The sequence below is a fragment of the Synergistaceae bacterium genome (genome assembly GCA_017444345.1).
GTDB lineage: Bacteria > Synergistota > Synergistia > Synergistales > Aminobacteriaceae > JAFUXM01.
On sequence record JAFSWW010000033.1, the window covers coordinates 1 to 3,106 of the forward strand.

Below are 3,106 nucleotides of genomic sequence, written 5' to 3' on the forward strand. Positions count from 1 at the left end.
CCCACCCGGATTGAATTTGCAGCGCGAATAACGAAAAAATTTATTTCACATCAGGCCAAGCACACGCAAAATAAATGTCCAGAAAAATATCGTGAACACCGACAATAAAGTCGTAATGCACACAAGCTGACCCGCTAATTTTCCATCAGCCCCCATCGCTACAGCCATAGGATATGACGCAACAGCAGAAGGAGCCGCAAAAATTATCATCATCGCGCAAAGACTCTCATTTCTGAATCCCGCAAAAATAGAAATCGGCATAAATATTAACGGTACAACTAACATTCTTAAGACAACTCCCAAAATAAGCGGCATTCTATCAGACTTTGACTCAATCATTTCGAGGCCGACTCCCAGCGAAATAAAACTCACTGTCGTAGTAGAATTTGCAAGACTCCTTATCGCTGACCATATCGGAACTGGAATATTTATTCTACACAAACTGAAGGCAAACGCAAGCAACGAAGCTATTATCATCGGATTTCGCAGAATCGCAATAAAAATTTTTCCCGGACTCGCTTTCCCTGAACGATTCAATTCAAGCACTACAGCCGCAAAAGTATTTATCGCAGGGATAACAAGAACAGCAAGCATGACAACTATTGCTGCATGACCCTCACCGTAAAGAGCCTCACACACTGCAACACCGAACAAAATATAATTTCCACGTCCGACAGCTTGAGCAATTACGCTCGATTTATTGCCGTCCTTCACGAATATGCGCGGGATAAAATATGCAAGTATAAATAATGCAAGCAGACTTACAGCAGCAAATATCATTTCTTTTACGGCGAATCCCTGCGAAAAATCCATCTCGTAAATATTCTTGAATAATAATACAGGCATGAACACAAGAAAAATTATCCTGTCAAATTCTTTCATTGCAGAACGCGTTATTTTATTATTGACTCTCATGAGCCAGCCGACCGACATTAATATAATCATCGGAATAACGACTCTTAGAGCCGCTAAAAAACTTTCTGCCATGATAATTAAATCCTCGCGACTCCTGAGTTAATTGCTGCTTGTGCGACTGCTTGAGCTACTGCCGGGCCGACTCTCTCGTCAAAAGCTGCCGGGATAATATAATCAGGACTCAATTCTGAATCGCTGACAAGTGAGACTAAAGCATTTGAAGCCGCTATCTTCATTGACTCGTTAATATCACTTGCTCGAACGTCAAAAGCTCCCCGAAAGATTCCCGGAAATGCAAGAACGTTATTAATTTGATTCGGATAATCGCTGCGTCCTGTTGAAATTACTTTTGCTCCGGCTGATTTTGCGTCGTCTGGGAAAATTTCCGGCGTTGGGTTTGCACATGCGAAAATAATCGGGTCTCGTGCCATTGATTTTACCATTTCGATATTTACGCTGTTGGGTGCTGACACTCCGATAAAGACATCTGCTCCCTTCATAGCGTCTGATAATTTGCCTTTGATTGATTCGGGGTTAGTTACTTCTGACATTTCGCGCTTGATCCAGTTCAAATTTTCGCGTCCTTTATAGATTGTTCCGGATCTGTCGCAGAGTGTGATATTTTTTGCGCCGGCTGATAATAATAATTTCGTGATTGCTATAGCTGCTGCACCTGCTCCGCTTATTGCGATTCTGACTGAGTCTAATTTTTTCCCGACAACTTTTAATGCGTTCGTGAGTCCTGCAAGAGTTATTACTGCTGTTCCGTGCTGATCGTCATGAAAAATGGGAATGTCGCAGCACTCTTTTAGCTTTCTCTCGATCTCAAAGCAGCGTGGTGCGGAAATATCTTCTAAATTAATGCCTCCGAATGAGCCGGAAATATTATAAACGGTCTCGACAAATTCATCGACATTTTTAGTCTTGACACATAGGGGGAACGCGTCGACACCTCCGAAAGATTTAAACAATACGCATTTACCTTCCATGACGGGCATAGCAGCTTCCGGGCCAATATCGCCGAGTCCGAGTACTGCGCTCCCATCAGTAACGACCAAGCATAAATTATGACGGCGAGTCAGCGTGTAACTTTTGCTGATGTCCTTCTGAATCTCTAAACAAGGCTGCGCGACTCCAGGTGTATAAGCAAGTGATAAATCTTCGCGGGTCTTAACTGGTACGGTTGAGATGACTTCAATTTTTCCCTGCCATTTTTCGTGAAGGCGTAAAGACTCTTTTGCGTAATCCATAATAAATAAACACTCCTTGAAAATTTTTCTTGATTATAGCGCAATAAATATTTCAAACGCTTATAATTTACACAAAAAATTTTTCTTGATAACGGAGGCAATATTAAAACATGAGACAAAAATTTTTGATTGCTTTATTAATTATCGGAATAACTTTATTTGCTGGAAGTGCTTGGCCTGATTTCGGGAGTTTTTCGGGAAATTCTGATTATGGCGGTTCGTCTAACTCTGACTCGGACAGCGGGGGCGGCGGTTCATCATTTAATTTCGGAACGAGTTCATTTAATGCGGGAATTACAACGGGTGCGCTGCTTGATGACGATGATAATATTTCTATGATAGTAGGACTCATTGTAGTTATATTTATAATTTATCAAGTTATAAAGAGTACACGTGCAAAGAAAGCAAGACGTCAAGTTATCCCGATTAATGTTACGCCGGCTATGAATCTGCGTCCGATTGATGAATATTTGAAGCTGGATCCGAATTTTGACGAGTCAGCGATAAAAACTTTAATGTCAAATTTATACGTACAAATGCAGGACACTTGGCACGCTAAAAATATAAGTCCGTTAAGACCATACATGACAGATGAATTTTTCTCGCAAATGGACAGACAGTTAAACGCGTTCAGACTATCGCAAAAAACTGACTACACGGAAAATATTGCGGTCTTAGGCGTGAATCTCAAAGGCTGGAGACAATCCGGCGGAATGGATTATATAGTAATAGGTTTGACGGCTCGAATAGTCTCGTATGTGCTTGATGACAGAACCGGAAATTTATTATCAGGCGACAAAAATCGCGAAAAATTTATGGAATACGAGATCGAATTATCGCGTAAATCAGGAATTATAACGCAGACTCAGAAAGAAGAGACTCACTCCGATAGATGCCCTCATTGCGGTGCACCGTTGAAATTAAATGCGTCGGCACAATGC

The 3,106-nt window shown here is 41.4% G+C and carries 3 protein-coding genes; 1 reads left to right on the forward strand and 2 read right to left on the reverse strand.

Annotation, left to right across the window (positions count from 1 at the left end; all coding sequences use genetic code 11):
• Positions 1 to 45: 45 nt before the first annotated feature.
• The gene (locus tag IJS99_02060; protein ID MBQ7560606.1) at positions 46 to 987 is read right to left on the reverse strand and encodes an AEC family transporter; all 942 of its coding nucleotides are present in this window, start codon (positions 985 to 987) and stop codon (positions 46 to 48) included.
• Positions 988 to 992: 5 nt separating this feature from the next.
• Positions 993 to 2,165 carry an NAD-dependent malic enzyme gene (locus IJS99_02065; GenBank protein ID MBQ7560607.1) on the reverse strand — a complete coding sequence of 391 codons (1,173 nt, stop codon included), beginning with the start codon at positions 2,163 to 2,165 and terminating at the stop codon, positions 993 to 995.
• 110 nt (positions 2,166 to 2,275) lie between these two features.
• On the opposite strand from IJS99_02065, the gene IJS99_02070 reads away from it, so the two are divergent.
• Positions 2,276 to 3,106, forward strand: an 831-nt coding sequence (locus IJS99_02070; GenBank protein MBQ7560608.1) for a TIM44-like domain-containing protein, incomplete at its 3' end; no start/stop codon positions are given.